The sequence below is a fragment of the Metapseudomonas phytobenefica genome (genome assembly GCF_043392685.1).
In the GTDB taxonomy this organism is placed as follows: Bacteria; Pseudomonadota; Gammaproteobacteria; order Pseudomonadales; family Pseudomonadaceae; genus Metapseudomonas.
Genome location: NZ_JBHZGM010000013.1, coordinates 25,831 through 51,347, shown reverse-complemented (window position 1 = coordinate 51,347; position 25,517 = coordinate 25,831). Strand labels below are relative to the sequence as shown.

General features: G+C 65.6%; 25 protein-coding genes. 11 read left to right on the top strand and 14 right to left on the bottom strand.

Features of this window, described 5'->3' with window-relative positions:
* The first annotated feature begins 52 nt into the window (after positions 1-52).
* The 6 genes from ACFW0B_RS12710 to ACFW0B_RS12685 all read left to right on the top strand — a co-directional run bounded on the left by ACFW0B_RS12710 (position 53) and on the right by ACFW0B_RS12685 (position 5,988).
* Positions 53-1,252, top strand: a complete 1,200-nt coding sequence (locus ACFW0B_RS12710) for an NAD(P)/FAD-dependent oxidoreductase (RefSeq protein ID WP_449148616.1) — start codon at positions 53-55, stop codon at positions 1,250-1,252.
* Between the two features lie 234 nt (positions 1,253-1,486).
* Entirely contained in the window at positions 1,487-2,923 is a 1,437-nt protein-coding gene (locus ACFW0B_RS12705; protein ID WP_449148614.1) for a sensor histidine kinase, read from the top strand.
* A complete protein-coding gene (locus tag ACFW0B_RS12700; RefSeq protein WP_449148612.1) occupies positions 2,920-3,546 on the top strand; it encodes a response regulator transcription factor in 627 nt (208 codons plus the stop codon). The genes ACFW0B_RS12705 and ACFW0B_RS12700 overlap by 4 nt, the downstream gene beginning before the upstream one ends.
* Positions 3,547-3,644: 98 nt before the next feature.
* The gene (locus ACFW0B_RS12695) at positions 3,645-4,133 is read left to right on the top strand and encodes a GlcG/HbpS family heme-binding protein (protein WP_449148610.1); all 489 of its coding nucleotides are present in this window, start codon (positions 3,645-3,647) and stop codon (positions 4,131-4,133) included.
* A gap of 448 nt (positions 4,134-4,581) precedes the next feature.
* Complete coding sequence (locus ACFW0B_RS12690) at positions 4,582-5,475, top strand: hypothetical protein (protein ID WP_449148608.1); 894 nt, start codon at positions 4,582-4,584, stop codon at positions 5,473-5,475.
* A 288-nt stretch (positions 5,476-5,763) separates the two neighbouring features.
* Positions 5,764-5,988, top strand: a complete 225-nt coding sequence (locus tag ACFW0B_RS12685) for a VF530 family protein (RefSeq protein ID WP_449148606.1) — start codon at positions 5,764-5,766, stop codon at positions 5,986-5,988.
* A gap of 31 nt (positions 5,989-6,019) precedes the next feature.
* On the opposite strand, the gene ACFW0B_RS12680 is transcribed toward ACFW0B_RS12685, so the two are convergent.
* The 4 genes from ACFW0B_RS12680 to ACFW0B_RS12665 form a co-directional block, all read right to left on the bottom strand.
* Entirely contained in the window at positions 6,020-7,813 is a 1,794-nt protein-coding gene (locus ACFW0B_RS12680; RefSeq protein WP_449148604.1) for an alpha/beta fold hydrolase, read from the bottom strand.
* 311 nt (positions 7,814-8,124) lie between these two features.
* A complete protein-coding gene (locus tag ACFW0B_RS12675; RefSeq protein WP_449148602.1) occupies positions 8,125-8,478 on the bottom strand; it encodes a YkgJ family cysteine cluster protein in 354 nt (117 codons plus the stop codon).
* Positions 8,479-8,507: 29 nt separating this feature from the next.
* Positions 8,508-9,230, bottom strand: a complete 723-nt coding sequence (locus ACFW0B_RS12670; protein WP_449148600.1) for a FadR/GntR family transcriptional regulator — start codon at positions 9,228-9,230, stop codon at positions 8,508-8,510.
* Positions 9,231-9,309: 79 nt separating this feature from the next.
* Positions 9,310-11,049: an IlvD/Edd family dehydratase gene (locus ACFW0B_RS12665; protein ID WP_449148598.1), complete on the bottom strand. Its 1,740-nt coding sequence runs from the start codon at positions 11,047-11,049 to the stop codon at positions 9,310-9,312.
* A gap of 194 nt (positions 11,050-11,243) precedes the next feature.
* On the opposite strand from ACFW0B_RS12665, the gene ACFW0B_RS12660 reads away from it, so the two are divergent.
* Entirely contained in the window at positions 11,244-12,551 is a 1,308-nt protein-coding gene (locus tag ACFW0B_RS12660) for an MFS transporter (protein WP_449148596.1), read from the top strand.
* Positions 12,552-12,825: 274 nt separating this feature from the next.
* Here ACFW0B_RS12660 and ACFW0B_RS12655 read toward each other — a convergent pair whose 3' ends face one another.
* The 3 genes from ACFW0B_RS12655 to ACFW0B_RS12645 form a co-directional block, all read right to left on the bottom strand.
* A complete protein-coding gene (locus ACFW0B_RS12655) occupies positions 12,826-14,751 on the bottom strand; it encodes a UvrD-helicase domain-containing protein (protein ID WP_449148594.1) in 1,926 nt (641 codons plus the stop codon).
* Positions 14,752-14,830: 79 nt separating this feature from the next.
* The gene (locus ACFW0B_RS12650; protein ID WP_449148592.1) at positions 14,831-15,352 is read right to left on the bottom strand and encodes a gluconokinase; all 522 of its coding nucleotides are present in this window, start codon (positions 15,350-15,352) and stop codon (positions 14,831-14,833) included.
* A gap of 344 nt (positions 15,353-15,696) precedes the next feature.
* A complete protein-coding gene (locus tag ACFW0B_RS12645) occupies positions 15,697-16,290 on the bottom strand; it encodes a TetR/AcrR family transcriptional regulator (protein ID WP_449148590.1) in 594 nt (197 codons plus the stop codon).
* 215 nt (positions 16,291-16,505) lie between these two features.
* On the opposite strand from ACFW0B_RS12645, the gene ACFW0B_RS12640 reads away from it, so the two are divergent.
* Both ACFW0B_RS12640 and ACFW0B_RS12635 read left to right on the top strand, forming a co-directional pair.
* Entirely contained in the window at positions 16,506-16,907 is a 402-nt protein-coding gene (locus ACFW0B_RS12640; RefSeq protein ID WP_449148588.1) for an MbcA/ParS/Xre antitoxin family protein, read from the top strand.
* The gene (locus tag ACFW0B_RS12635; RefSeq protein WP_449148586.1) at positions 16,907-17,593 is read left to right on the top strand and encodes an RES family NAD+ phosphorylase; all 687 of its coding nucleotides are present in this window, start codon (positions 16,907-16,909) and stop codon (positions 17,591-17,593) included. Before ACFW0B_RS12640 ends, ACFW0B_RS12635 begins: the two co-directional genes overlap by 1 nt.
* Here the strand turns inward: ACFW0B_RS12635 and ACFW0B_RS12630 are convergent.
* Positions 17,590-18,729, bottom strand: a complete 1,140-nt coding sequence (locus ACFW0B_RS12630; protein WP_449148584.1) for a carboxylate-amine ligase — start codon at positions 18,727-18,729, stop codon at positions 17,590-17,592. The two genes, ACFW0B_RS12635 and ACFW0B_RS12630, sit on opposite strands and share 4 nt — an antisense overlap.
* Positions 18,730-18,935: 206 nt before the next feature.
* Between ACFW0B_RS12630 and ACFW0B_RS12625 the strand changes: the two genes are divergently transcribed.
* Both ACFW0B_RS12625 and ACFW0B_RS12620 read left to right on the top strand, forming a co-directional pair.
* Positions 18,936-19,166 carry a hypothetical protein gene (locus tag ACFW0B_RS12625; protein ID WP_449148582.1) on the top strand — a complete coding sequence of 77 codons (231 nt, stop codon included), beginning with the start codon at positions 18,936-18,938 and terminating at the stop codon, positions 19,164-19,166.
* Positions 19,166-19,456, top strand: a complete 291-nt coding sequence (locus ACFW0B_RS12620) for a hypothetical protein (RefSeq protein WP_449148580.1) — start codon at positions 19,166-19,168, stop codon at positions 19,454-19,456. The genes ACFW0B_RS12625 and ACFW0B_RS12620 overlap by 1 nt, the downstream gene beginning before the upstream one ends.
* A gap of 150 nt (positions 19,457-19,606) precedes the next feature.
* Here the strand turns inward: ACFW0B_RS12620 and ACFW0B_RS12615 are convergent, their stop codons facing one another.
* The 6 genes from ACFW0B_RS12615 to ACFW0B_RS12590 all read right to left on the bottom strand — a co-directional run bounded on the left by ACFW0B_RS12615 (position 19,607) and on the right by ACFW0B_RS12590 (position 25,358).
* On the bottom strand, positions 19,607-20,317 hold the full coding sequence (locus tag ACFW0B_RS12615) for an rRNA pseudouridine synthase (RefSeq protein WP_449148578.1): 711 nt from the start codon (positions 20,315-20,317) through the stop codon (positions 19,607-19,609).
* Between the two features lie 107 nt (positions 20,318-20,424).
* Positions 20,425-21,342 (bottom strand): 5-oxoprolinase subunit C family protein, encoded by a 918-nt coding sequence (locus ACFW0B_RS12610; RefSeq protein WP_449148576.1) that lies wholly within the window; start codon positions 21,340-21,342, stop codon positions 20,425-20,427.
* Positions 21,339-22,052, bottom strand: coding sequence for a 5-oxoprolinase subunit B family protein (locus ACFW0B_RS12605; protein ID WP_449148574.1), 714 nt, complete (start codon positions 22,050-22,052; stop codon positions 21,339-21,341). Before ACFW0B_RS12605 ends, ACFW0B_RS12610 begins: the two co-directional genes overlap by 4 nt.
* Entirely contained in the window at positions 22,049-22,792 is a 744-nt protein-coding gene (locus ACFW0B_RS12600; RefSeq protein ID WP_449148572.1) for a 5-oxoprolinase subunit PxpA, read from the bottom strand. Before ACFW0B_RS12600 ends, ACFW0B_RS12605 begins: the two co-directional genes overlap by 4 nt.
* Positions 22,793-22,818: 26 nt before the next feature.
* Positions 22,819-24,045 (bottom strand): OprD family porin, encoded by a 1,227-nt coding sequence (locus ACFW0B_RS12595; protein WP_449148570.1) that lies wholly within the window; start codon positions 24,043-24,045, stop codon positions 22,819-22,821.
* Positions 24,046-24,074: 29 nt separating this feature from the next.
* Positions 24,075-25,358: an MFS transporter gene (locus ACFW0B_RS12590; RefSeq protein ID WP_449148568.1), complete on the bottom strand. Its 1,284-nt coding sequence runs from the start codon at positions 25,356-25,358 to the stop codon at positions 24,075-24,077.
* Positions 25,359-25,517 lie beyond the last annotated feature (159 nt).

Genomic DNA, 25,517 nt, shown 5'->3' with positions numbered 1-25,517 from the left:
ATCTGTCCGGCTGAACATCCGTCGTTACCTGACCTTGTCTTCGGAGCAGACCATGAAAAACATTCTGATCGTCGGTGCGGGATTCGCTGGAGTCTGGAGCGCTTTGAGCGCCGCTCGCCTGTTGGACCAATGCGATTGTGACTACGTGCATATCACCCTGCTGGCGCCCCAGCCAGAGTTGCGGATACGTCCGCGTTTCTACGAGCCGGACGTGCAGCGGATGTTCGCGCCGCTGGACGACTTGTTCGATTCGGTGGGCATCCGCTTCGTCATGGGCACGGCCAATCGCATCGATGAACAGGCGCAGGCCGTCGGCTACATCGACGAGAATGGGCAGCAGGCCGAGCTGCACTACGACCGCCTGGTGCTGGCAACCGGCAGCCAGCTCGTGCGTCCGAATGTGCCTGGCCTGGACGCCCATGCCTTCGATGTCGACCAGATCGAATCGGCAGTGCGCCTGGAGAACCACCTTCACTCCCTCAAGGAGCGGCCCCACAGCGCCGCACGCAATACGGTGGTGGTGGCCGGTGGCGGTTTCACCGGCATCGAAACCGCCACCGAGATGCCGGCGCGCCTGAAGGCCGTGCTCGGCCATGACCAGGACATCCAGGTGATAGTCGTCGACCGTGGCCCGCAGATCGGTGCCGCCCTGGGCGACGGGATTCGCCCGTCGATCATCGAGGCGTCCCGCCACCTGGGCATCGAATGGGTAGTCAACGCCAGCGTGGCGGCGGTGGACGCGAACGGCGTGACCCTGGCCGATGGCCGGCGCATCGAGGCGGCGACGGTGATCTGGACCGTCGGTTTCCGCGCCAGTCCGCTGACCGAGCAGATGACCAGCGTGCGCGATGCGCAGGGGCGGCTGCACGTCGATGAGCACCTCAAGGTGTCAGGCCAGGACAAGGTCTTCGCCGCCGGCGACGTTGCCTATGCCGCCACCGACGACCTCGGCAATTTCGCGGCGATGTCCTGCCAGCACGCGATTTCCCTCGGCCGGCATGCGGGCAACAATGCCGCCGCCGACCTGCTCGGGGTTTTGCCGACACCGTATCGCCAGCCCAAGTACGTGACCTGCCTGGACCTCGGCGCCTGGGGCGCAGTGTTCACCGAAGGCTGGGACCGCCAGCTCAAGCTGGTTAGGCAGGAAGCCAAGGAGCTCAAGATGCAGATCAATACCCAGTGGATCTACCCGCCGGCAGCCGACCGCGCCACCGCCCTGGCCGCCGCCGACCCGAGGATTCCCGTGGCCTAGGCTGTTTTCATACTCACCTCGATTGGCGGTTCGTTGTGGGGGCGAATTCATTCGCGATTGAAATCGCCCCCACAACGAAGCCGGGTTGGCCATTGCGCACGGGTGCGTCCATGCTCACTGCGGTCATGAAACAATGGCGCATTTGCGCAACCGGACTGAATGGATGCCAGCAATCGACATTTCACTTCCTGCCTCCGTAGCCGTACGGATGGTCGATTTTCGAGGCGGCAGGGCATGATGCCGCTGGTGAAACCCCTGACGCTTCCCCGCACCTTCGTCCTCTGGCTGGTCCTGTTCTGGCCCATCGCTGCCTGGATCGGCTGGCAGGACTACGCCGACCGCTACGAGCGTTTTTTCCAGGACACCAGCATCGCCCAGCGCATGCTCAGCCAGAAGACCGTGCAGCACGAAGCGGTGCTGGCCACCCTGGCCGCGCTGTCGCATCCGCCGATTCCCGAGCGCCTGCTGCCGAGTCTGCAACCGTCCATGCCGCAGTTGCTGGGGCTGGGCTACCTGCGCGACGGCGCCTGGGCGGGAAGCACCGACTCTCCGCCAGGGCTGGCGGCCAGGGTCGAGCAGGCGAAACAACTGGGGCGACCGGTCACGCTGGCGCTTGACGAGGCCCGCTACTGGCTGGTGGCCCCGTCGGGCTGGAGCCTGTTGCTGGACGCCCGGCAGCTTATTCCCGCCGCGGATTTCCCGCCTTCGCTGGCCATGCTGACGCTGGACGTGGGGGCAGGGCCGCTCACCTTGCTGGCGCGTCAGTCCACCCGCTCAGCGGGCTTGAAGATCGACCTGCACAAACCGCTGGGCGCGGTCAGTCAACCCTTTCCCGTACACAGCTGGCGTACGCTGACGCTCTCCGACTGGCCCTGGGCCGCGTGGTTGGCCTGGGCCGCCGCCAGTTGCCTGCTGGCAGCCGGCACCACGGCCTGGCAGCAGTCGCGCGCTGAAGCCAGGCGGCAGCAGGAGGCGGTTCGCCTGGCGGCCATGACGCGCCTTGGCACCCTGGGTGAAATGGCGGCGGGTATCGCCCACGAATTGAACCAGCCGTTGACCGCCATCCTCGCCCAGGTGCGCGCCGCCGAACGCCTGCTCGATGACGAAGATGAGCGCCCGGCGGTCCGTCAGGCCTTGCTCGCCAGCGCCGGCCAGGCCCGCCGCGCGGCCGATATCATCAGCCGCATGCGCGAACTGGTGAAACCCAGTTCGCCTTCGCCACGCAGGGCGGTGGATCCCGACGCGCTGGCGGCTTCGCTGCTGTTCCTGCGTCAAGGCGAACTGGCCCGTCGCGGCATCCGCCTCAGTTGGCGCAACGCAAGCGCCGGCGCCCGTCCGCTGGGTGACCCGGTAGCGCTCGAACAGATCCTGCACAACCTGGTGCAGAATGCCGCCGACGCTGCGGGCACGCGGAGCATCGTCCTCGTCGGCGCTGTCGAAGGCCGCGAGTACGTATTCAGCGTCAGCGACGACGGCCCCGGCATCGATGCCGAAGCCCTGCCGCGGCTGTTCGAGCCGTTCTACACCACGCGGCCCCAAGGCATGGGGCTGGGCCTGGCCCTGTGCGAGACGCTGGCCGGCGCGATGGACGGGCGCATGAGCGTCCGCAACCTCGAACCCCGGGGGGCCTGCTTCAGCGTGCGCCTGCCCCTTGCCGGAGCCGATGCATGAGCCTTCCCGCCCATTCCCCGCTCGTATACCTGGTGGACGACGACGATGCCGTGCGCGAAGGGCTGGCGCTGTTGCTGCGTAGCGTCGGTCTGCGCAGCGAGGGTCATGGCGATCCCCAGGCCTTCCTCGCCGCGCTGTCGCCGCAGGCCATCGGTTGCGTGGTGCTGGACATCCGCATGCCGGGCATCGGCGGGCTGGATGTGCTGGCACGGCTGGCGGAGGTGTCCGATCTGCCGGTGGTGATGCTGACCGGTCACGGCAACGTCGACCTGTGCCGCCGGGCTTTCAAGGGCGGCGCCATGGAGTTTCTGCAAAAACCGGTGGATGACGATGTGTTCCTGGATGCGGTGCAGGCCGCAGTGCGCAGCCATGTCGCCAGCCGCGAGCGCCAGGCGGTGACCCAGGCGGCCGTCGACCGCCTGGCGCGCCTGTCCGGGCGCGAGCGCGACGTGCTGGTGCGCATCGTCCAGGGCATGAGCAACAAGGAAATCGCGCGCGAGTTCGACCTGTCGCCGCGCACCGTGGAAACCTACAGGGCCAACGTCTTCGCCAAGCTTGAGGCTGACTCTCTGGCGCAGCTCATCCGCCAGTACGCGACTCTGCTGGACTCACCGTCTCCGTAGCGCTACGGAGGCGGCAGCGTAATCGGGCGAATACCGCCCCCGGCGCGCGCTCGCCACACTGGCTACTCCTGAAATCGACTCCCGAAAAGGACGTAGCCATGTCTCGTTATTCCCTTGCCGCGCTGCTCTGCACCCTGACCTTCGCGGGCGCCGCCAATGCCGCCGTGCTGAAAGAAAGCAATCTCTCGACGGTCGATGCCCAGAAGCTGGCCGCCGCCACCGTCGCCGCCTGCCAGGCCAAGGGTTACAACGTGAGTGCCGCAGTGGTGGACCGCGCCGGCCTGCTGAAAGCCTTCTCCCGCGCCGACAATGCCGGCCCGCACACCATCGAAGCCACCCAGACCAAGGCCTTTACCGCCGCCTCCGCCAAGACCCCGACCCTGACTATCATGGAAAACGCCCAGAAGAACCCGGGCGCTGCCAACCTCACCGACATTCCCGGCTTCCTGCTGCTGGGCGGAGGCGTGCCGGTGAAGGCTGGCGATGCCGTGATCGGCGCCATCGGCGTGGCCGGCGCGCCGGGCGGCCACCTCGATGCGCAGTGCGCGGAGGAAGTCCTGGCGGCCAACGCCGAACTGTTCAAGTAATCGCTGGGGAAGGGCGGGCGACCCAGTCGCCCACCCGTTGCCCGTCTCCCGCGGCTGGACGCTTGCGCTCAGCCGGACGGCGGAACTCAGAACGGCAACGGCAGCCACGACGGGGAGCGCCCATTCGTCGGAAGCCATCCAGCGCGATAGCGGCCCGCTGCGAATTGTTTCCGACACCGATATTCGGTCGTTGACTCTCCGGCACATAGGACTAGCGTTACGAGGCGTGGGAAAATTTCCCACATATGTTGCTAACTGGTTCTGAAGGAACGAGCGGATTCACCGCTGTTGCATTTCAAGCTGAAGTCAGATGCCCGCGCCGGTTGGCCGGCCGCTCCTGTGAGCGGTGAGGAAATCAAAGACTCATCCGACAAGAGGTGACGAAATGAACTCCCGAACTGTTTCATCTGACGCTGCGACCGCCTTCGTTCCCACGAAGGCCTTTCCCTTGCGTGCTCCACTGGCCGCTTTCCTGGCGCTTTCCCTCGGCCTAATCGGCCAGCAGGCCCAGGCGGCGAAGAGTGCCGGCTGTGAGGGCGGCGGATTCTCGGTCCTGCTTCCCAGCGGAACGCTTTCCGGCTCAACGGAAACCGTGGTGCCCGCCAACGCGGTGGGCGCCAGCTTCCTGGTCCAGGGCAAGTACGTGACCTTCGAGGTCGATGCGGCCACCCTGGGCGTTCGCAACTACACCCTGACCGGTGCGCCGAATCCGCTGGATATGACCGGTGGCGTACCGACCACCTTGTTCGCCAGCAAGACGCCCAACCTCGGTGCTGTGGCCCTGAATGGCAATCTGGAGGTCGAGGTGGACGACACCGAAGTGGAGCTGCAACGGAGCGGCCCCGGCGTCAGCATGAAGATCCAGGCCAAGGATTGCGCCCAGGGCGGCATCTTCCAGATGGAGCCGGAACGTGCCGACGGTCTCCCGACGGACATCACCCATATCCTGGCGGACGGGGTGTTCTACTTCGACAACCCCAACTTCAGGAACCCGCCGCCACTGCCGCTGTGCACGCCGCCCAACTTCACCCCGCAGTGCTACCCGGTACCGGTGACGCCACGGGTCAATTTCGCCAATGACCTGTCGCCCAAACTGGTCGGACGCGACAGCCCGCAGGTTGCCACCCGCCTCAGTCAATTTGGTGGCCTGACCGTTTGGCGTGTGGCCAGCGGTGGCCGGATGGGGGGTGTACTGGGTGAAGACTCGGTCGAGGTTGGCTTGCCGCCGACGAACTGCACCCAGAATTGCCAGGCGCAGAACCGGGTACGCGGCAAGTTCCCGGTGCTCGGCTTCCCGTTCCCGGTGCCTCAAGACAGCCGGCTGACACCGCGCCTCCCTTGAGCGGTTTGGCGACCGGCAGGAGTGATTGAAGGGGAAGAAAGGTCACCACGGACCTGGGCACGGAGAAGGTGCCTGAGACGGAGGCGGTGATCCGTGGTGACCAAGCCTTGTCCTCTCCCGGACTTTGTTGAGCGTACCTGCCGGGCGCAATCGCATCGCTGTTGGCGATGAATGGATGGTCCGGGTTCACCGGCAGGCCTTGCCCCGGCCCGGCGCAGCGGCGGGAGTGGCCAACGGCGAGGCGTGGCCCTAAGCTCCAGCGCTTTCGCAGACTGAACGAGGCCCGCCATGACCCACACCCCGAACAATCCGCTGCATGGGGTCACGCTGGAAAAGCTGCTCAACGAACTGGTGGAGCACTACGGATGGGACGGCCTGGCCAGGCGCATCGATATCCGCTGCTTCAAGAGCGACCCGAGCATCAAGTCCAGCCTGAATTTCCTGCGCAAGACGCCTTGGGCGCGGGAAAAGGTCGAAGGCCTGTTTATCGAGCTGCGGCAACGCCGGGGCTGATCTCGCCCCGGCGTTGCTTCACTTCGCGGCCTCAGCGTTCCATCACGTAGAGGCCGGGGGCGGGGCAGAGTGGCGGGTACTTGCGCGAGCCGGCTTTCTTCGGCGCCTTGACGCTGTCGCCCGAACGTTGCTGGATCCACTCGCGCCAATGGGGCCACCAACTGCCCTCGTGGCGCTCCCCGGCGTTCTGCAGCCAGGTTTCCGGATCGTCGGCGTTGGCCGGCGCCGAATAGAAGTACGACTTAGGGTTGCCGGGCGGGTTGACCAGGCTCTGCAGGTGGCCGGCGTTGGACAGCACGAAGGTGGCGTCCTCGCCGAACAGGCGGGCGGTGCCGTAGCAGCCCTGCCAGGGCGTGATGTGGTCGGTGGTGCCGCCGATCACGTAGGCGCCCACCTGGACCTGGGTCATGTCGATGGACTCGCCGGCGATCGAAAGAGTGCCCGGGTTGCTGTAGGGGTTCTGTTGCACCAGGTCGAGGTAGTCCGCGTGCAGCTGTGCCGGAAGGCGCGTGGTGTCGTTGTTCCAGGCCAGGATGTCGAACGCCGGCGGCTTGTTGCCCAGCAGGTAGTTGTTCACCCAGTAGTTCCAGATGAGGTCGTTGGGCCGCATCCAGGCGAACATCCGTGCCATGTCCTGGCCGCTCAGCACGCCCTTGTGCCGTGAGCTGGCCTTGGCCGCGCGCAGGGCGGACGGCGTGGTGAACAGGCCGAGGGTGGTGTCGCCCAGCGCCGAAGGCATGTCGAGCACGCATACGGCCCAGCAGGTGTTGGCCACCTTGTGGCCTTCGCCGCGCGCCGCCAGCCAGCCCAGGTAGGCCGCCAGGGTGATGCCGCCGGAGCAGGAGCCCCACATGTTCACGTCCGGGCTGCCGGTGATCTGGCGCGCCACGTCCACGGCCTGGTCCAGGCACAGGGCGTAGTCGGACAGCGACCAGTCGCGGTGCTTGGCCGTGGGGTTGCGCCAACTGATGACGAACAGGTTCACACCGCTGTCCTGCACCCACTTGATCAGGCTCTTTTCCGGCGACAGGTCGATGGCGTAGTACTTGTTGATCTGCGGCGGCGACATCACCAGGGGCCGCGCAAACATGTCCGCCGTGGTCGGCGCGAATTGCAGCAGCTCGAACATCTTGTTGCGATACACCACCTCGCCCTTGGCCGTGGCGATGTTTTCCCCGACCTTGAACGGCGTGCTGTCGACCTGCGCCGGCAGACCGCGATTGTTCAGCATGTCATGGGTGAAGTGGCGAACGCCCCGGGCCAGGCTCATGCCGCCGGTGTCCAGCATCTTGCGCAGGGCGGCAGGGTTGGTCAGCGGCGAGTTGCTGGGCGCCACCGCATCGGCCAGGAGCGAAGCGACGAACTGCGCACGGCTCTTTTCCAGGGGCGGCAGATCGGCCGATTCGATGAAGCGGCTGAACTCGCTCTGGCCGGCCAGGTAGCTCTGCAGCAGGCCGCGCAGGAAGACGTTGGATTGCCAGGCCGGATCGGCGAAGCGCTTGTCCCTGGGGTCTGGCGCGATGCTGGACTTGCCCCGGACGATGGCGCCCATCTCCTTCAGGTAGCCGCCAAGGTGATAGCCGGCCTTGAGGGGCGATTTGCCCACGGCTTTGAGCAGGTAGCCGGCGGAGCTGGCCAGGTCGGCGGCGCGTACGCTGACCAGCGGGTTGCCAGCCAGGGTCTGGTTGGTGGCGGTACCGATCAGCTCGTGCTGCTCGGCGTCTCCCGGGAGATCGGCATCCTTGCGGCTGCGGCGGGTTCGGCCGGCGGCCGGACGTCGCTTGGTCGTTGTTCTGTTCTGGGACGTTGGATTGGATTTGCTCATGGCGACTCTCGAGTTTCCGGGCCCTCGGCCCTGCCTGCGGTGAATGGCGGGCACTCTAGGGTGAAGGGAAACCCGGGCACCGTGCATCCGGCGACAGCGGTTTCTCATTTCATGACAGCGGCCCCGTTCGCCGACGGAGGGTGGGTAGGCCCGCGATTCCGAAGGCCCAGGTCGAGCCGCCTTCCACGGAAGCGGCCCTGATCAGTGTGGGCGATTTCAATCGCGAAAGCGGACCGCAGGTTCGCCTTTCGGCACCGACGCTTGGCGCCGGGATTGGCAGCGCCACCAGCGAGGTTTTCATGGTTTCGCGGCTAGACCAGTACCTGGCGGGTGCTGGCGATCAGCTCGTGAACCTGCTGAACGACCTGAGGCTCGGTCGGTGTATCCGGGCCTCGGCCTCGCGGGCAGGGCAGGCTCGGGGTCGTTCCGAACAGGCGGCAGATCAGCGGGCGCTGGTCATAGACTTCGCAGCCCTGCGGGCCGAGGTGCACGCAGTTCCAGTGTGCAAGGGCGGCGTCATGTTCCGCGTCGCTCTTCACCGGCAGTCGCGACATTTCCTCCGACGAGGCCGTCACCGGCCCGCAGCAGTCGTGACAGCCGGGCACGCAGGCGAAATTCGGGATCTGCCGGCGCAGCTGGTCGATCTTTCGGCTGGTGCAGCTCATTTGCCAGGCCTGGACATGTCAGCACTCCCTCAGAGCGGCGTCAGCTCGTTCATCACCGTATCGAGGGCGACGCGGGTGTCATCGAGCTGCACCAGTGATGCATGGCGCGCGCCGAGGGCGTCGCGGTTCTTGATCGCGGTGAGGATGGCCTTGTGGCGGGGCAGGGCGAGTTGCTGGATGTTGGGGCGCAGGTTGGTCACGGTGATCGATTCGCGCAGCGGCAGCGAGAGCATGTTGCACATGTAGGCGAGCAGATCGTTGTGGGTGGCCTCGGCGATGGCGCGGTGGAAATCCAGGTCCGGCTGCAGCAGCTGCTCGCGGGTCTGGGCGGCCTCCATGCGCCGGTAGGCGTCTTCGATGGCGGCGATGTCGTCATCGGTGGCGGTGGTGGCGGCCAGGGCGGCGATTTCCGGTTCGAGGATGCGCCGCACCGCCACCAGGGTATTGAAGAACTCGCTCTGCGGCGTGCTCTGCACCAGCCAGTAGAGAACGTCCGGGTCCAGCAGGTGCCATTCGTTGCGCGGGCGCACCACGGTGCCGACGCGGGGCTTCGAATAGACCAGGCCCTTGGCGCTGAGCACGCGGGTCGCCTCGCGCAGCACCGGGCGGCTGACCTGGTATTCCTCGCAGAGCGTGGCTTCCAGGGGCAGCTTTTCCTCGGGCTTGAAGCGGCCGGAAACGATGTGCATGCCCAGTTCCTGGACAATGCGGGCATGCATGCTCTTGCGGGGTTTGGGGGTCTGGTAGTCCATGTAAGACGCGCGGCTTTGAAATGATGCGGCGCATGATAACGGCGAGGGGAGAGGGGGCGCCAGAACGGCGCCCCGGCTTTCAGTGGGAGTGGCGCGGCACGGGCGCGCCCCGGCAGCCCACGAGGAAGTCGAAGTCGCAGCCCTGGTCGGCCTGCAGCACGTGGTCGACATACAGCCGCGCATAGCCGCTGCTGAAGATATTGGCGCTGGTGTCCGGCTTCAGGTCGGCCAGGCGACCGGCCAGTTCTTCGTCGCTTATGTCCAGGTGCAGGCGGCCGCTGGCGCAGTCCAGTTCGATGTAGTCACCATTGCGCACCGCCGCCAGGGGGCCGCCGGCAGCGGCTTCCGGTGCCACGTGCAGTACCACGGTGCCGTAGGCGGTGCCGCTCATTCGAGCGTCGGAGATCCGCACCATGTCGGTGACGCCCTTGGCCAGCACCTTCGGCGGCAGGCCCATGTTGCCCACCTCGGCCATGCCCGGATAACCCTTGGGCCCGGCATTCTTCAGCACCAGCACGCAGGTTTCGTCGACGTCCAGGTCCGGATCGGCGATGCGCGCCTTGTAGTCGTCGAAGTTCTCGAACACCACGGCGCGGCCCCGGTGCTGCATCAGCGCCGGGGTGGCGGCGGAAGGCTTGAGCACGGCACCACGGGGCGCCAGGTTGCCGCGCAGGATGCACAAGCCGCCGTCGGCCACCAGGGGCTTGTCCAGCGGACGGATCACTTCATCGTTGTACTGGGGGGCCGCCTGGCAGTTGCTCCAGAGGCTCTTGCCGTTGGCGGTCAGCGCCTCCGGGTTCGGCAGCAGGCCGGCTTCGCCGAGACGGCGGATCACTGCTGGCAGTCCGCCCGCGTAATAGAACTCTTCCATCAGGAAGCGCCCGGAGGGTTGCAGGTCGACGATGGTCGGGGTGCCCTTGCCGACGCGGGTCCAGTCTTCCAGGTCCAGCTCGACGCCGATGCGGCCGGCGATGGCCTTCAGGTGGATCACCGCATTGGTGGAGCCGCCGATGGCGGCATTGACGCGGATGGCGTTTTCGAAAGCCTCACGGGTGAGGATCTTCGACAGGCGAAGGTCTTCGGCAACCATCTCGACGATGCGCATGCCGGACAGGTGCGCCAGCACGTAGCGGCGCGAGTCCACCGCCGGAATCGCCGCGTTGTGCGGCAGGGAAGTGCCCAGCGCCTCGGCCATGCAGGCCATGGTGGAAGCGGTGCCCATGGTGTTGCAGGTACCCGCCGAGCGGGACATGCCGGCCTCGGCGGAGAGGAATTCGTTGAGGTCGATTTCACCGGCCTTATAGGCCTCGTGCATCTGCCAGACGATGGTGCCGGCGCCGATGTCCTTGCCCTTGTGCTTGCCGTTGAGCATCGGCCCGCCGGTAACGACGATGGCCGGCACGTCGCAACTGGCCGCGCCCATCAGTAGCGCCGGCGTGGTCTTGTCGCAGCCGGCCAGCAGTACCACGGCGTCCACCGGGTTGCCACGAATGGCTTCTTCCACGTCCATGCTGGCCAGGTTGCGGGTGAGCATGGCGGTGGGGCGCAGGTTGGACTCGCCATTGGAGAACACCGGGAACTCCACCGGGTAGCCACCCGCCTCCAGCACGCCCTTCTTCACGTGTTCGGCGATCTTGCGGAAGTGGGCATTGCAGGGCGTCAGTTCGGACCAGGTGTTACAGATGCCGATGATAGGTTTGCCCTGGAATTCGTGGTCGGGAATGCCCTGGTTCTTCATCCAGCTGCGGTACATGAAGCCGTTCTTGTCGGCGGTGCCGAACCACTGGGCAGAGCGGAGGGTGGGTTTCTTCTCAGTCATGTCGCGGTCACTCTTATTGTATGACTAATTAGTAAAAACGCTGACGAATCTACCCGATTAAAAGCTTTTTTGAAATCGTTGATCGACAAAAAGTATTACTATATTGTTTCTCCACCTGGCCGAGACGGGAACCTGCCATGCTCCCGCCGGGCCGAGGCAACCGACCCATAAAAACAACAAGCTGGAGACCCGCCATGAATCCGGACGCACGGATCATTCGCACGCTCACGCTCAGGTTGATTCCCTTCCTGATCCTGCTTTACCTCGTCGCCTACATCGACCGCTCCGCGGTGGGCTTCGCCAAGCTGCACATGAACGCCGATCTCGGCATCAGTGACCTGGCGTACGGTTTCGGCGCGGGGCTGTTCTTCATCGGCTATTTCATCTTCGAAGTGCCCAGCAACCTGTTGCTGGAACGCTACGGCGCCCGGCGCTGGTTCGCGCGCATCCTGATCACCTGGGGCGCGATCACCGTGGGCATGTCGCTGGTGCAGGGCGCCCACAGTTTCTACCTGATGCGCTTCCTGCTGGGGGCGGCGGAGGCGGGCTTCTTCCCGGGCGTGCTGTACTACATCACCCGCTGGTACCCGGTGCGCCATCGCGGCAAGGTGCTGGGCCTGTTCATCCTGTCCCAGCCCATCGCCCTGATGGTTACCGGCCCGCTGTCGGGCGCGCTGCTCGGCCTCGATGGCCTGGGCGGCCTGAACGGCTGGCAGTGGTTGTTCATCCTGATCGGCGTTCCGGCCATCCTGCTGGCCTGGCCGACCCTGAAGTACCTGCCCGATGCGCCGAAGGACGCCCGCTGGCTCGCCGAGGCGGATCGCCAATGGTTGAGCAGCGAGCTGGAAAAGGACCGCCGGGAATATGGCCAGACCGAGCACGCCAATCCGCTGCGCGCCCTGACCGACCGCCGCGTGCTGCTGCTGGCGCTGCTGTACCTGCCGGGCACCCTGAGCATCTATGGCCTCGGCCTGTGGCTGCCGACCCTGGTGCATCAGTTCAGCGGGAGTGACCTGGCCACCGGTTTCATCACCTCGGTGCCCTATCTGTTCGGGGTGATCGGCCTGCTGGTGGTGCCGCGCAGCTCGGACCGTCTGAATGATCGCTACGGCCACCTCATCGTGCTTTACATCCTCGGCGCACTGGGCCTGTTCTTCAGCGCCTGGCTGAACTCGCCGGTGCTGCAACTGGCCGCCTTGAGCATGACTGCGTTCAGCCTGTTCTCCACCACCGCGATCTTCTGGGTGCTGCCGGGGCGCTTTCTCACCGGTGCCAGTGCGGCGGCGGGCATTGCGCTGATCAACTCGTTCGGCAACCTGGGGGGCTACATCGGCCCGTTCGGCATCGGCGCGCTCAAGGCGTACACCGGCAGCCTCGCGTCCGGCCTGTACTTCCTCTCGGCAGTGCTGGCGTGCGGCGTGCTGCTGACCTGGCTCGTCTACACCAAGCTGGAAAAGAACGCCGTCGCGCCCAGTGGTGCGCTTGAGCAACAACCTTCCTGATCGTTCATACAGTAAGCGGCGGGCCACAGGCCCGCCTTTGCGCTTTTCTGGGGCGAATTCATTTGAACTTGGGAAACCACGTCCTGTGACGATTCGAATGCTCGGGCTGGCAGGATGAGGCCGATCGGGTAGGGTGCGCCGTGCGCACCGGCGGTTTGGCCCGGTGCCGCGGTGAGGCCTGAAATCGGTGCGCACAGCGCACCCTACGGTTCAGACCGAGCGAAAGAGATCGACCTTTTTCAATGGAGGGATTCGCCCCTTCCAGGGGCTTGCCTCAACCCCGTCGCGCCAATACCTCGACCGCTCCCTGCACCTTGCTCGAATACCAGATGACCCGGCTCACGCCCCGCGTGATGGCCACGTAGGCCAGGCGCAGGCTTTCGTCCTGCATCGCCTGGTCGTAGCTGTTGCGGAAGAAGCCGGAGTAGGCATAGAGCGCATTGCGCAGCGGGTGTTTCTCCGCTGGTGCGCAGTCGTCGACGATGATCGCCACCTCCGCCTGCAAGCCCTTGGCGCGGTGGATGCTGTAGGCCCGCACCGGTAGCGCCGGGTCGAGCTGGGCCTGGATCTGGCGAAGCGGCTCATTGCGCCGGGAAAGCAGCAGCACCGGGTTGCGATCGGCGTTCGCACGGCTGGCCACATGGGCGCACTTGGCCTGGATTTCCTGCACCAGCTCCGGCAGGCGGGTCTTGAGGTCGAAGCGCGATACCAGCTTCACCCCGTGGTCGCCGGGCTGCACCGTCTTGAACGCCTTGCTGGCCTTGGCCTGCTTGAAGGCCACGCCTTCCAGCACCGCCTCGCCGTCGCGCAGGATGGGTTCGATGGAGCGGTAGTTGGTGGCCAGGGTCAGCACGGTGCTCTTCTTCGTCTTGCCCTTGCTGGGGAAGTGCCGGTCGAAGTCCATGAACAGCTCCGGCGAGCTGCCGCGCCAACCGTAGATGGATTGCCAGTCATCGCCGATTGCCATCAGGCTCACCGCCTCGCCCTGGCGTGCCAGGCCGCGATGCAGGGCCTGCAGCCACTGGACGATCTGCGGCGAAATGTCCTGGAACTCATCGATCAGCAAATGACTGAAAGGCGCCAGGGCGTCGGCGGGCAGGCCGTTACCCTTGGCCAGCATCTGGCCCAGGCGCTGGAAGGCAGCGTTGAAGGTCATCAGCCCCTGCTGTTGCAGCAGCGCCTCGAAGTGCTTCCAGAACTGTACCAAGGCTTCGACGAAGGTGCGTTCCCGCACCGAACAGGCCAGGGCACGGGGCTTCAGCCGATCGACGCGGATACCGATGCTCTCCATGAAACCGGCCTGCACGTAGAACGCCTCGAACAGCGGCAGCGGGGTGAACTCGCCGGCCAGCTTGAAGCCATCCAGGGGCGCCTTGGGGATACGTGCTGGCTGGCCTTCGTCCGCCGCGGGCAAGGGCGGCAGGCCCAGCAAGTCGTGGACCTGCTCGCGGAAACTCGCGTCCGCGGCATAGCAATCCTGGTAGGCCTGTTGCAGCAGGCGTTGCTGGGCCGGGCGCAGGCGGCCGGCCAGCAGTGGATTGTCCAGCTCGCCAGCGCCGGCGTCGTCCAGTTGTTCGAACCAGCGCGGGTTGCCCAGCAGCTCCTTGGCCAGGGTGCCCATGGCCGAATGGAAGGTGCGCACGCACTGGCGCGCCTGGGCCGCGTCGAAGGGGAATTGCCAGAAGGCCAGGACCTTCAGCAACTGCTCGCGCAGTTGGGCGCAGGAGGCATTGGTAAAGGAAATGACCGTGAGACGCTCCGGTGCCACGCCCATGTGGCAAAGCATGAACACCACCCGCAGCACCAGGGTGGTGGACTTGCCGGAACCGGCGCCAGCGAAGATGCGGGTGAGCGGGGCGCGGCCGAGGATCATCGCCCACTGCTCATCGGACGGCGGACTGACCACCCCGGCGGCGACGGCCTGGGCCACCCGTTCGCGCATGGCCTGCAGCTGGGCATCGGTGGCCTTCATCCGCGCGCCGGGGTAGATGCCGTCGTCGGCAGGCTTTTCCGGTTTGCCGGGGCCATCGCCGGAGGCGGCCTTCCTGTTGCCGGCGACCTTGGCCTTGCCGCCATTGGCAGGCTTCTTCGCCCGCGGCGTGGGCTTGCGCAGCTGGGCTGCGGCCTCTCTCTCGGCGCGCAGGTATTCGGTGGTTCGCGGGAAGTAACGCGCGAGGGCGCGTTTCATGGCAGACAGCATTGGATCGATCCCTGTAACCACGGCAAAGCGCGGGATTCTAAGCGTTTTTCCCGGAAGACTGGATGATGGCGGATTGGCCTCAGGCCGGCGCGTGCTGCTGCCACCACTGGTGAATGGCGTTGGCCAGTTCGCCCACCGACAGGGTGCCGTCGAGTATCAGGGTCAGCGGCTCGTCCAGCGGTTCTTCCAGGTCGGCGAACTGGCTATCGAGCAGGCTGCACGGCATGAAGTGCCCTTGGCGCCGGGCCATCCGCTCGGCAGCGGCGGCGGGGGAGAGTTGCAGATAGGCGAATCCCACGCCGGGCATGGCGTGGCGCAGACCGTCGCGGTAACTGCGCTTGAGTGCCGAGCAGGTGAGGATCGGATGCTCGCCATCGACCCCGGCCCGCTGCAGTTGCTTTTCCAGTGCGCGCAGCCAGCTGGCGCGGTCCTTGTCGGTCAAGGGCTGCCCGCTGCTCATCTTCTGGATGTTGCGGTCGGGGTGGAACGCATCACCCTCGATCAGCCTGGCTCCGGTCCGTACCTCCAGTGCCCGCGCCACGGCTGACTTCCCGCTACCGGCAACACCCATGACTACGACTGCATTGATGGGTTCGTACATCGCGATTTCTCTGCTGCTGGTACTTAAACAGTAGGCAATGTGAGCGACAAGGGGGTTGCAGCGGGTGAATTTGGTGAAGTCGCAGGGGGGGATTTCAATGGATATGTCTGCGTTAACTGTTGCTGGTATCGCCGAGTCTGGCTGATTGCCGAGTTCTGCGGACGTTTCTGGTTTCGCCTTCCCAGGCGAGTTTCTTTCTCAAACGCCAGAAAGGAACCAGAACGCTTGCCTTCGCGCGGAGTTCGGGAGGATGTAGCGAGCTCTGCTCGCGATGCGCTGCGTGGGACATTCGCGAGCAGAGCTCGCTCCTACGCAGACATAGCTAATGAATCCGCTCCAGCGGCTCAGGGCAGGCGCAATGCCCCGTGCACCGTCCCCAGGATCATCCGCTGCATCAGTTCCTGCCCTTGCTCCGCTGGCAGTCCGCTGGCATCGAGCCAGGTCGGCAGCTGGTTGAGCAGGGAGACGATGCCGGCCACCGCGCAGCGTCCCGCGGCGTCCAGGGGCTGGCCGGCGAGTTCCTGCAGGGGCTCCAGCAAGGCTTGCTCATAGGCCGCGCGCAGATCGCGTGCCTGTTCCAGGCGCTCTCCGGACAGGCAGCGCGCCTCCAGCTCGGCCAGGCGGAAGTGCAGGCCCATGGGCTCGTGCAGGGCCAGGTGCGCGTCGATCAACGCGGTCAGGCGCGCCGTAGGCTCGCGATGCAGGCGGGCGGCCTGGGCGGCGTTCTCCAGCAACTGCTCGTAGAGCTCCTCGATGAACTCGAACAGCAGCGCTTCCTTGCTTTCCACGTGGTGATAGATGGAGCCGGCCTTGATGCCGAGCTGCGCCGCCAGGTCACGCATGCTCACCTGGCCGTAGCCCTGCTCGGCGAACAGGGCCAGTGCCAGGTGGCGGTTCTCCATGTAGCGGGAGCGGCGTGCGGTGGTGGCATCGAGCATGGCGGGGCCTCGCGTGTGGCGTGCGTCGGCACTCTAGCCAGCACGGCTGTCGGGGCCTATGTCGAAAGCGCTCGGGCACATTGGCGCTTTTTTCCATTGATTGCCCGAGGGGCCGCCCAGGAGGGAGGGTGAATACTACTTATATGAATTGAATTATTGAAAAAATTCGGATCAGGAGTAGATTTGCAAGCAAGACACTTGCTCGAGGAAACGCCATGAGCATTCCCGCCAGCCATGCCAGCCCGGATATCCAGGGTGGCGAAGCGGGCCGCGTGGCCCTGAAGTTCTTCTTCAACCTGATGGACAAGTGGGGTTGCACCAAGGAGCAACAGCGCATCCTGCTGGGTTCCATCGGCAATACCACCTATTTCAGCTACAAGAAGCTGCCCAGCGTGCGCCTGCCCCACGACACCCTGGAGCGCATTTCCTACCTGATGGGCATCCACAAGTCCCTGCGCATCCTGTTCAGCAACCAGGAAGCACGGGCTTATGAATGGGTGCACAAGCCCAACAGCGCCGCGCCCTTCAACGGCCGCAGCGCGCTGGACTACATGCTGGGTGGCCAGGTGGTGGATGTGGCCGATGTGCGTCGCTATCTCGATGGAGTGCGTGGCTGATGACACAGGAGCTTCTGGTCGAACGGATTCCCGAATGGAACAAGGCCTACCGCCTGATCAACAGCTGCTTTCCGCCCATCTCCGTGTTCGAGGACACCCTCGACCCCGAGGACCTGGAAATCGCCTACGCCATCGAGTCCATGACCAACGACCGGCTGCGCGACCAGGCGGGCGAGATTTCCCGCGTGGCACCCGAGGATCGCGTCAGCGGTGCCGGCGCCACAGTGGTGATGGCCGTGTTCACCCACATCGGCCGCGCCAGCCGTTTTTCCGATGGTTCCTTCGGCGTCTATTACTGCGCCAGCTCGGTCGACGCCGCCATCGCTGAAACCCGCTACCACCAAGAGCGCTTCTGGCGTGCGACCCAGGAGGCGAGCATCGAGATCACCCTGCGCGCCTATGTGAACAGGGTGGTCCAGCCCATGCTTGACGTGCGTGATCGTGTCGAGCTGCACGACCCGGACCCGGCCAGCTATGGCACCAGCCAGGCTTTTGCCGGGCAGCACCGCAATGCCGGCAAGTGGGGGCTGCTGTACAACAGCGTGCGCCTGCCGGGCCACGAGTGCGTGGCCGCCTTCCGCCCGCCGGCGGTGACGCTGCCGGTACAGGGCGCGCACTTCCGCTACATCTGGGATGGCCGCACGCAGAGTATTTCGCATGTGCTCAAGATGAGCCCGGTAGGCTAATCACCGCAGGTCTCGGCAATCAGTGCATCCACCACCGAAACCAGCGCCTGCTGCCTGGGCAGGCCCGCCTGCAGGGCCTCGCGGTAACGCTGCAACTGGCGGTCAGCGCTGCTGCCATAGCGCAGGATGTGGCGGCCACGGGTGAAGGCCAGGTCGTCCCCTTCGGCTTCTGCCCGTTCCCCGAAGCAGGCATGGGCGCGTGCCAGCCAGGCCCCGGCCGACAGGCTGGCCTCGCCCGAGGTGTCGAGGTACAGGCCGTGGATGCCAAAGCGCATGGCGCGCCAGTGGTTCTCCTTGAGTATCAGGCGTTGCAGCAGAGGGTCGCGCGGTACATCTTCGGTCTGCTCCATGCACCAGGCGACGAGGGCGCGGAACAGTGAAACCACGCACAGGGCGTCTTCCACCGATGGGCAGGCGTCGATGCCCAGCAACTCCAGGGCCGGGAAGCGTGGAGAAGGGCGGATGCGCCAGCTGAGGTCGCACTCCCGCCGGATCGACCCCGATGCAATCAGCCACTGCATATAGGCGGCAAAAGCCTGTTCGTCCGGGAAGTGTTCGGGGATGCCCTTGTGCGGCCATTCCGCGCAGAGTGCCTGGCGATAACTCATCAGCCCGGTCGGGCGCCCACCCCACAAGGGCGATGAGGTACTCAGGGCCAGCAGAAGGGGCAGCCAGTCCAGCACCCGGTTCATCACCAGGATGCGGTCGACGTTCTCGGGCACGACGACCTGGACACGCATGCCGCAGGATAGGCTGCGGTGGGCGATCATCCGGTGCTCTTCGAAGACCGACTGGTAATGCGGGTCATCCAACGGTGCCTGCGAGTGCCAGTCAGCGAAGGGATGGGTGCCCGCGCAGACCGGCGCCAGCTGAAACTCCTGGGCGACGGCTGCCAGGCGGGTGCGCCGTTCCAGCAGGCTGGCGCGGGCTTCGGCGATTTCCAGCAGGCTGGGCTGGACCATGTCCAGGCGCACCACGCTCTGGAACATCTCCTGGCTGAAGCCGTCCTTGAATGCCTTCCGGGCGGCCTGGAGGAAACCATCCGGCAGCTGCGTGGGGATATTGCGGCTGCTCCTGTCCACCAGGAAGAAGGTTTCCTCGACGCCGAATCCGGGTGCGAGATGATCGTTGGGCATGCGGCCCCCCTCGATCTGGCCTTAGTGCAAGTGACGTACCCGTTGGGGAAGGTTGCAAGGACCGTTTGTCTGCAAAGGCTCTGCGACGGGAGTGTCATGGCGCCGAGGGATGCTTTCCGATGAATAGCCGCCCGATGACATTTACGTGTAGTTTTTCCCTGCTAGGTTTTTCAGTCCGGCCACTCGATTGGTGGGGAGGACTGAGAATGAATAATTTGATGCTTCGCCAGGTTGAGGACACCTTGAACAAGATGAGCGTCACGTTTCAGTTCGAGTGCTTGTGGGAACCCGATGGCAGTTGCTCCATTACCCTCAGCAACCACCATCTCGCCATACCGCGAACCAAGGTGGCCGGCATCAGCCGGCGTAAGCTGCGGGATGAATCCAGCACCCGGCTACTGGGGCTGGAACTGATGGACCGGGTCCTGGACGACTGATGATGCGGCGGTCCCATTCGCCGAAGTTGCAGGTGTTGCACCAGCCCTCCGGCAAGAATCCCAGGTCGGTCGAGCGTATCGCCATCTTCATGGTGATCGGCATGTTCATGCTGGGGGTCTACGGCCAGTACTCGGGTCGCGGCCCGGGCAGCGCCCCCGCGCAGAGCAGGCCGTCCACAACGCCGGTGTTCGAGTTCCAGCGCCTGAGCGCCAATCCCGCGGAGCGGACGGCTTCGTCCGATCAGCGGACCAGGCAGGACGATCACCGCCGGCAGGAACAACAACTGTAAAAGGGGCGAATTCATTCGCCATGCAGGCCGAAGGACTGCCCTTGGGGGGCGGGGATGCTTCGCATCCCTTGGCGAATGGATTGGCCCCCACAAGAGCGTTGGGAGATTCAATCGCGAATGAATTCGCACACCGAATTGCCAGTCCGGCTCCTAGAATTTCTCCGCTGACCCCAGATACCGCCACTGTCCAACCGGCACCTTGCCCATGGGTACGCCGCCGATGCGGATGCGCTTCATGCTGACCGCCTTCAGGCCGACTGCCTCGCAATAGGTCGCGATGAGGCCGGCGCGGGGATTCTTCAGGGCGAAGCGCAGGTGGGTTTCGTTCTGCCAGCTGGCTTTCACCGGCGGCAGTTCGCCGGACTTCACGCGGACACCGCGCTTGAGCTTGTCCAGCCCGTTTTCGGCGATCGTTCCGCTGACCTCGACCACATACTCCTGCTCCAGCTTGCCGGCGTCTTCGTTGAGCTTGCGCAGGGCGCGCCAGTCCTGGGTCAGGACCAGCAGGCCGCTGGCGCCTGGTTGCAGGGGCAGGGCGGTGGACAGGCGGGAGAAGTGGCTGCGCAGCAGGCGCACATTGGCGCGGTCGTCCGGCCAGCGGCTCTCGGGGCTGAGCACGCGCTGGGCGGCTTCGAAGCTCAGCCCTGCAGGCTGGTTGAGCAGCAGGGTCATCGGCTCCAGCTGTTCAGGCGTGGCACCGGGCAGCAGGGCTACCGTCTGCTCCGCCACCTTGAACTGCGGCTGTTCCACCACCTCGCCATCCACCGTCACCCAGCCGCCCTCGATGTACAGCTCGGCTTCCCGGCGCGAGCAGCCGGTGAGTTCGATAACGCGTTTGGACAGGCGGATGGGGTCGGTCATGGAGGCAGCCAGAAGAGGGGAAAGGGCGCAATGGTAAACCCTTTGCGAGGTGTTGGCGCAGGTTGGCGGCGCATTCCCGACTGGATTCGCCCTCACAAGAGGAGCGTTCAGCTCCACCATCCAGACAGGGCCTTGCGGTGTTCCTGATGTGCCGCTTCCTGCACCGTCGGCACCAGGCGCAGCGTGGCGCCGGGCAGGCACTGCGCCAGGCGCGCCACGGCCAGAGGAGTCAAGGCACCGAGGCGGGGGTAGCCGCCGATTGTCTGGCGGTCGTTGAGCAGGGCGATGGGCTGGCCATCCGGCGGGACCTGCACAGCGCCGAGGGCGATGCCTTCGGAGATCATCGACTGGGTCCGGCATTCCAGTTTCGGACCCAGCAGGCGCACGCCCATGCGGTCGGCACGAGTGTCCACCGTCCACTGGCTGTTGAAGGCATCGAACAGGCTCTGGCCGGAGAAGTCGCCGATTTGCGCGCCAAGGATCAGATCCAGGCGGGCCTCCCCACTGAGATCGGGAATCCGCTCGCGAGGCATTGTGCGTACCTGTCGGGCTTCGCCCTGCCAATGGAGCTGGTCACCCTTGGTCAGAGCCTTGCCATTGGCGTTCAGCCCGCCGAGTTCCTCGCGGGCTACCGTTGCCAGGCTGCCCAGTTGGCGCTCACCCTGGAAACCACCGGGCGCCGCCAGATAGGCGCGGGCGCCCTGACGCGGGTGAGCGAAGGCGAGACGCTGGCCGCAGCGCACCTTGAACGCGCCCCAGGCTGGCAGCGGCTGGCCGTCCAGCGTGGCGCCCAGGTCCGCGCCGGCAATGGCCAGCGCGCCGTCCCGTTGGCAGGTCAGGCTGAATGCGCCCAGGCCGACTTCCACCACGGCGGCATCCAGATCGTTACCGAGCAACCAGTTGGCCCAGCCCATGGACAGCCCGTCCAGTGCGCCGCCCTGGGTCACGCCGAGGTGGCGGCAGCCGAAGCGGCCCCTGTCCTGGAGGAGAATGAATGGCGTGCTGGTGTCGATCACGAGGCTCATTGCAGGCTCTCCAGTGGTGTGTCGTCGCCGCCCAGGCGGATGAACTCGGCGTGGTCGATGGGCTCGAAACGCACCCGATCGCCGGCCTGCAGCAGGCTGTAGCCGGGGAGGTCCAGGTCGAACAGGCGGACCGGTGTGCGTCCCAGCAGGTTCCAGCCGCCGGGGCTTTCCACCGGGTAGATCGCCGTCTGCCGTTCGGCGATGCCGACGCTGCCGGGGGCGATGCGTTTGCGCGGGGTGGTCAGGCGCGGCGCAGCGAGGGCTTCCTCTACCAGCCCCATGAAGGCGAAACCGGGGGTGAAGCCCAGGGCGAACACCTGGTACTCGCGCTGGCAGTGTCGCTGTACCAGTTCAGCAACGCTGAGCTGCTTGCGCTGGGCCAGGGGCTCCAGGTCCGGTCCGACGCTCGGGTCATACCAGGTGGGAATGATGTGGCTGCGGCCGCTGACGCGGGTTTCCGGGCTGAGGTCGGACAGGGCTCCGGCAATCAGCTCGCGGGCCTGGCGTGGATCCAGTCGCTCCAGGTCGTAGTGCAGCAGCAGGGTGGTGTAGGAGGGCACCAGGTCCACCAGTGCATCGCCGAAGGTCTCCCGCAGGCGGGTGCCGGCGGCCAGCATCCAGGGCATGTTGGCTTCGTCGATGTGGTCGAACAGGCGCAGGATGAAGGCGTCGATGGACGCCACTTCGACGCGCAATTGCGGGGTGCTCATTGGGCCTCCAGCGCTTCGCGTATGCGTTTGACCGCGGCGATCGAGCCGGGGTTGTCGCCATGCACGCAGAGGGTGTGGGCCCTCAACGGCAGGTCGCTGCCATCGCTGGCGCGCAGGGACTCGCCACGGGCGAGGGTGATGGCCTGGGCCACCACCTGTTCCGGATCGTGGTGTACCGCACCGGGCAGGCTGCGCGACACGAGGTAGCCATTGCCGTCATAGGCGCGGTCGGCGAAGGCTTCGAACCACAGGCTCACGCCATGCTCGTCGCCGATGGCCTGGGCGGCGCTGTTGTCGCGGGTGCTCATCAGCATCAGTGGCAGTTGTGCGTCGTAGGCGGCCACGGCACGCATCACGGCAGCGAGGATGGCCGGGTCGCGCATCATGTCCTGGTACAGCGCGCCGTGGGGCTTCACGTAGCTGACGCGGGCACCCTGGGCGCGGCACAGGCCGTCGAGGGCGCCAATCTGGTAGAGCATCAGGTCTTCCACCTCGGCGGGCGAGCAGGCCAGGGAGCGGCGGCCGAAGCCCACCAGGTCGGGGTAGCCGGGGTGGGCGCCGATGCTCACCCGGTGCTTGACCGCCAGGCCGATGGTGCGGCGCATGGTGCCAGGGTCGCCGGCGTGGAAGCCGCAGGCGATGTTGGCGCAGTCGATCAGGGGCATCACTTCGGCATCCAGGCCCATGGTCCAGGCACCGAAGCTTTCGCCGATATCGCAGTTCAGCAGCAGTCTGCTCATGGTCTGTCCTTCAGGCAGGCCCGGTCTTACCACAGCGCCAGGCTGTAGCTGAGGATCAGGCGGTTTTCGTCGAGGTCGTTGGCGAAGTTGGAGCGCACCGTGGCGTTGCGCCATTTCATGCCGAGGTTCTTCAGCGGACCGCTCTGGATCACATAGGCGATGTCGGTGTTGCGTTCCCACTCTTCACCGTCGCTGCCGCCGGCGCGCTCCACGTGGTCGCCACTGATGTAGCGGCTCATGAAGGTCAGGCCGGGCATGCCGAGGGCGGCGAAGTCGTAGTCGTAGCGCAGTTGCCAGGAGCGTTCGCCGGCGTTGGCGAAGTCGCCGATCTGCACGAAGTTCACCAGGAAGGGGTCACTGCCGGCGATGTAGGGGAAGGGGTCGTCGCCCGACATGCGCTGGTAGCCCGCGCCCAGGGCATGGCTGCCGGCCTTGAGGGTGAACAGGGCGCCGCTGGCCTGGTTGTCCAGGTCACGGAAGCTGCCATCCTCGCGGGAGCTGGCGTAGCGCAGGTCGCTCTTCAGCGACAGTTGCTCGCCCAGGGCCAGGTTGTGCACCAGTCCGGCGAAGGTCTGCCGATAGATGTCTTCCAGCTGGCCGTAATGCAGGCTGGCGGTCAGTGCCGGGCTGACACGGTAGTCCCCGCCACCAAAATTGAAGGCGTCGCTCTGTCCGCCGATGCGGTTGGCGGTGAAGTCCTGGTAGTCGCTGGAGTTGTTCAGCTTGATGCGGTCGAGATGCCCGCCCTGCAGGGTCAGGTTGTCGATCTCCTGCACGTTGAGCAGCGCGCCACGGAACAGTTGCGGCAGCAGGCGCGAGTCGTTGGCCGAGACGATGGGGCTCTTGAAGTGCTGGGCGCCGATCTTGAGCACGCTGTTGGAAGCCTTCAGCTTGCCGGTCAGGCCGAGCTTGGAGTAGTCGTCCTGGGAGCCTCCGGACTGGTCGGTCGGCAGCAGGCCGGTGCCGGCGGTGCCGTCGCCGGAGTCCAGCTTGACCCCGAGCAGGCCGATGGCATCGGCGCCGACACCCACGGTGCCCTCGGTGTAGCCGGATTCCATGCGCAGCAAGAAGCCCTGGGCCCATTCCTCGGCCTTGTCTCGGGCGCCGCTCTGGCGGAAGTCGCGGTTGAAGTAGAAGTTGCGCAGTTCAAGGCTGGCGTGACTGTCTTCGAGCAGTTCCGACTGGGCAAGCAGGGGCCAGCCCAGTCCGCTGCCGGCTATCAGCACGGCAGCCAGATGGGTGTTCGGGTGCATGGGGGAGTCCTGGGAGGAATGGGGCTCGGTCAGATTTCCAGTTGCTTGCCGCAGGTTTCCGGCAGGCTGAGGGCGGCGAGGATGACCACCCCGTAGGACACCGCTGCGAAGGCGCCGATACCCAGGCCCAAGGGCACGTGTTGGCTGAGAATGCCGATCAGCATCGGGAAGAGCGCAGCGACGGCGCGGCCGATGTTGTAGCAGAAGCCCTGGCCCGACCCACGGATGCGTGTGGGGAACAGCTCGGTGAGGAACGAGCCCATGCCGCTGAAGATGCCCGAGGCGAAGAAGCCCAGGGGGAAGCCCAGCCAGAGCATGGCGGTGTTGCTTACCGGCAGGTTGGTGTAGAGCAGCACCACTACGAAGGAACCGACGGCAAAGAGGATGAAGTTCTTCTTGCGGCCGATCAGGTCGGTGAGGAAGGCGCTGATCACGTAGCCCACGTAGGAACCGAGGATCACCATCGCCAGGTAGCCGCCGGTGCCCAGCACGGTCAGCCCGCGCTCGGCCTTGAGGAAGGTCGGCAACCAGGACGTGATGGCGTAGTAGCCACCCAGGGCGCCAGTGGTCAGCAGGGATGCGCGCAGGGTAATGCTGAGCATGCCGGGGGCGAAGATCTCGTAGAAATTGACCTTCTCGGCGCCCTGGTTGTGCTTGCGGGCTTCCTTGTAGATTTCCGGCTCTTTCACCAGGCGGCGGACGATGATCACGAAGATCGCCGGCAGCAGGCCCAGCATGAACAACGCGCGCCAGGCGTCTTCCGGTGCCAGGAGGCTGAACATCAGCGAGTAGAGGATGGCGGTCATGCCCCAGCCGAGAGCCCAGCCGGACTGTACAAGACCCACGGCCTTGCCACGGTCCTTGGCCTTGATGACTTCGCCGATCAGTACCGCGCCAGCGGTCCATTCACCGCCGAAGCCGAAACCCATCAGGGTACGGGCGATCAGCAGTTGTTCGTAGCTTTGTGCAAGGCCACAGAGGAAGGTGAAGAGGGCGAACCAGAGCACCGTCAATTGCAGGGTCAGCACGCGGCCGATGCGGTCGGAGAGGATGCCGGCCACCCAGCCGCCAGCGGCGGAGGCGAGCAGGGTGAGGGTGTGGATGAGGCCGGCTTCACCGGTGGTGATGCCCCAGATGGCGATCAGCGTGGGGATGACGAAGCTGAGCATCTGGGTATCCATGCCGTCCAGGCCGTAGCCTATCTTGCAGCTCCAGAAGGTCCGGCGCTCCTGCTTGCTGAGGGCCCGGTACCAGCCGAAATGGCCGTCCTGGTCGATGTCCAGGCCGCCTATCTGGGTCGCTTGTTTTTCCATGGGGTTCTCCGATCGCTGTTCTTGGCGTTGTTTAAGCATTCGGCGGATGCGGAGTCGGCGCCCGCAGCCAGTGGGCGGATTCTTGTGCCGGGGTTGCGGGACCGTCCAACTAATTAAAACGGACGCAGGGGATAAGAATTTCCGATACCTGATCAACGG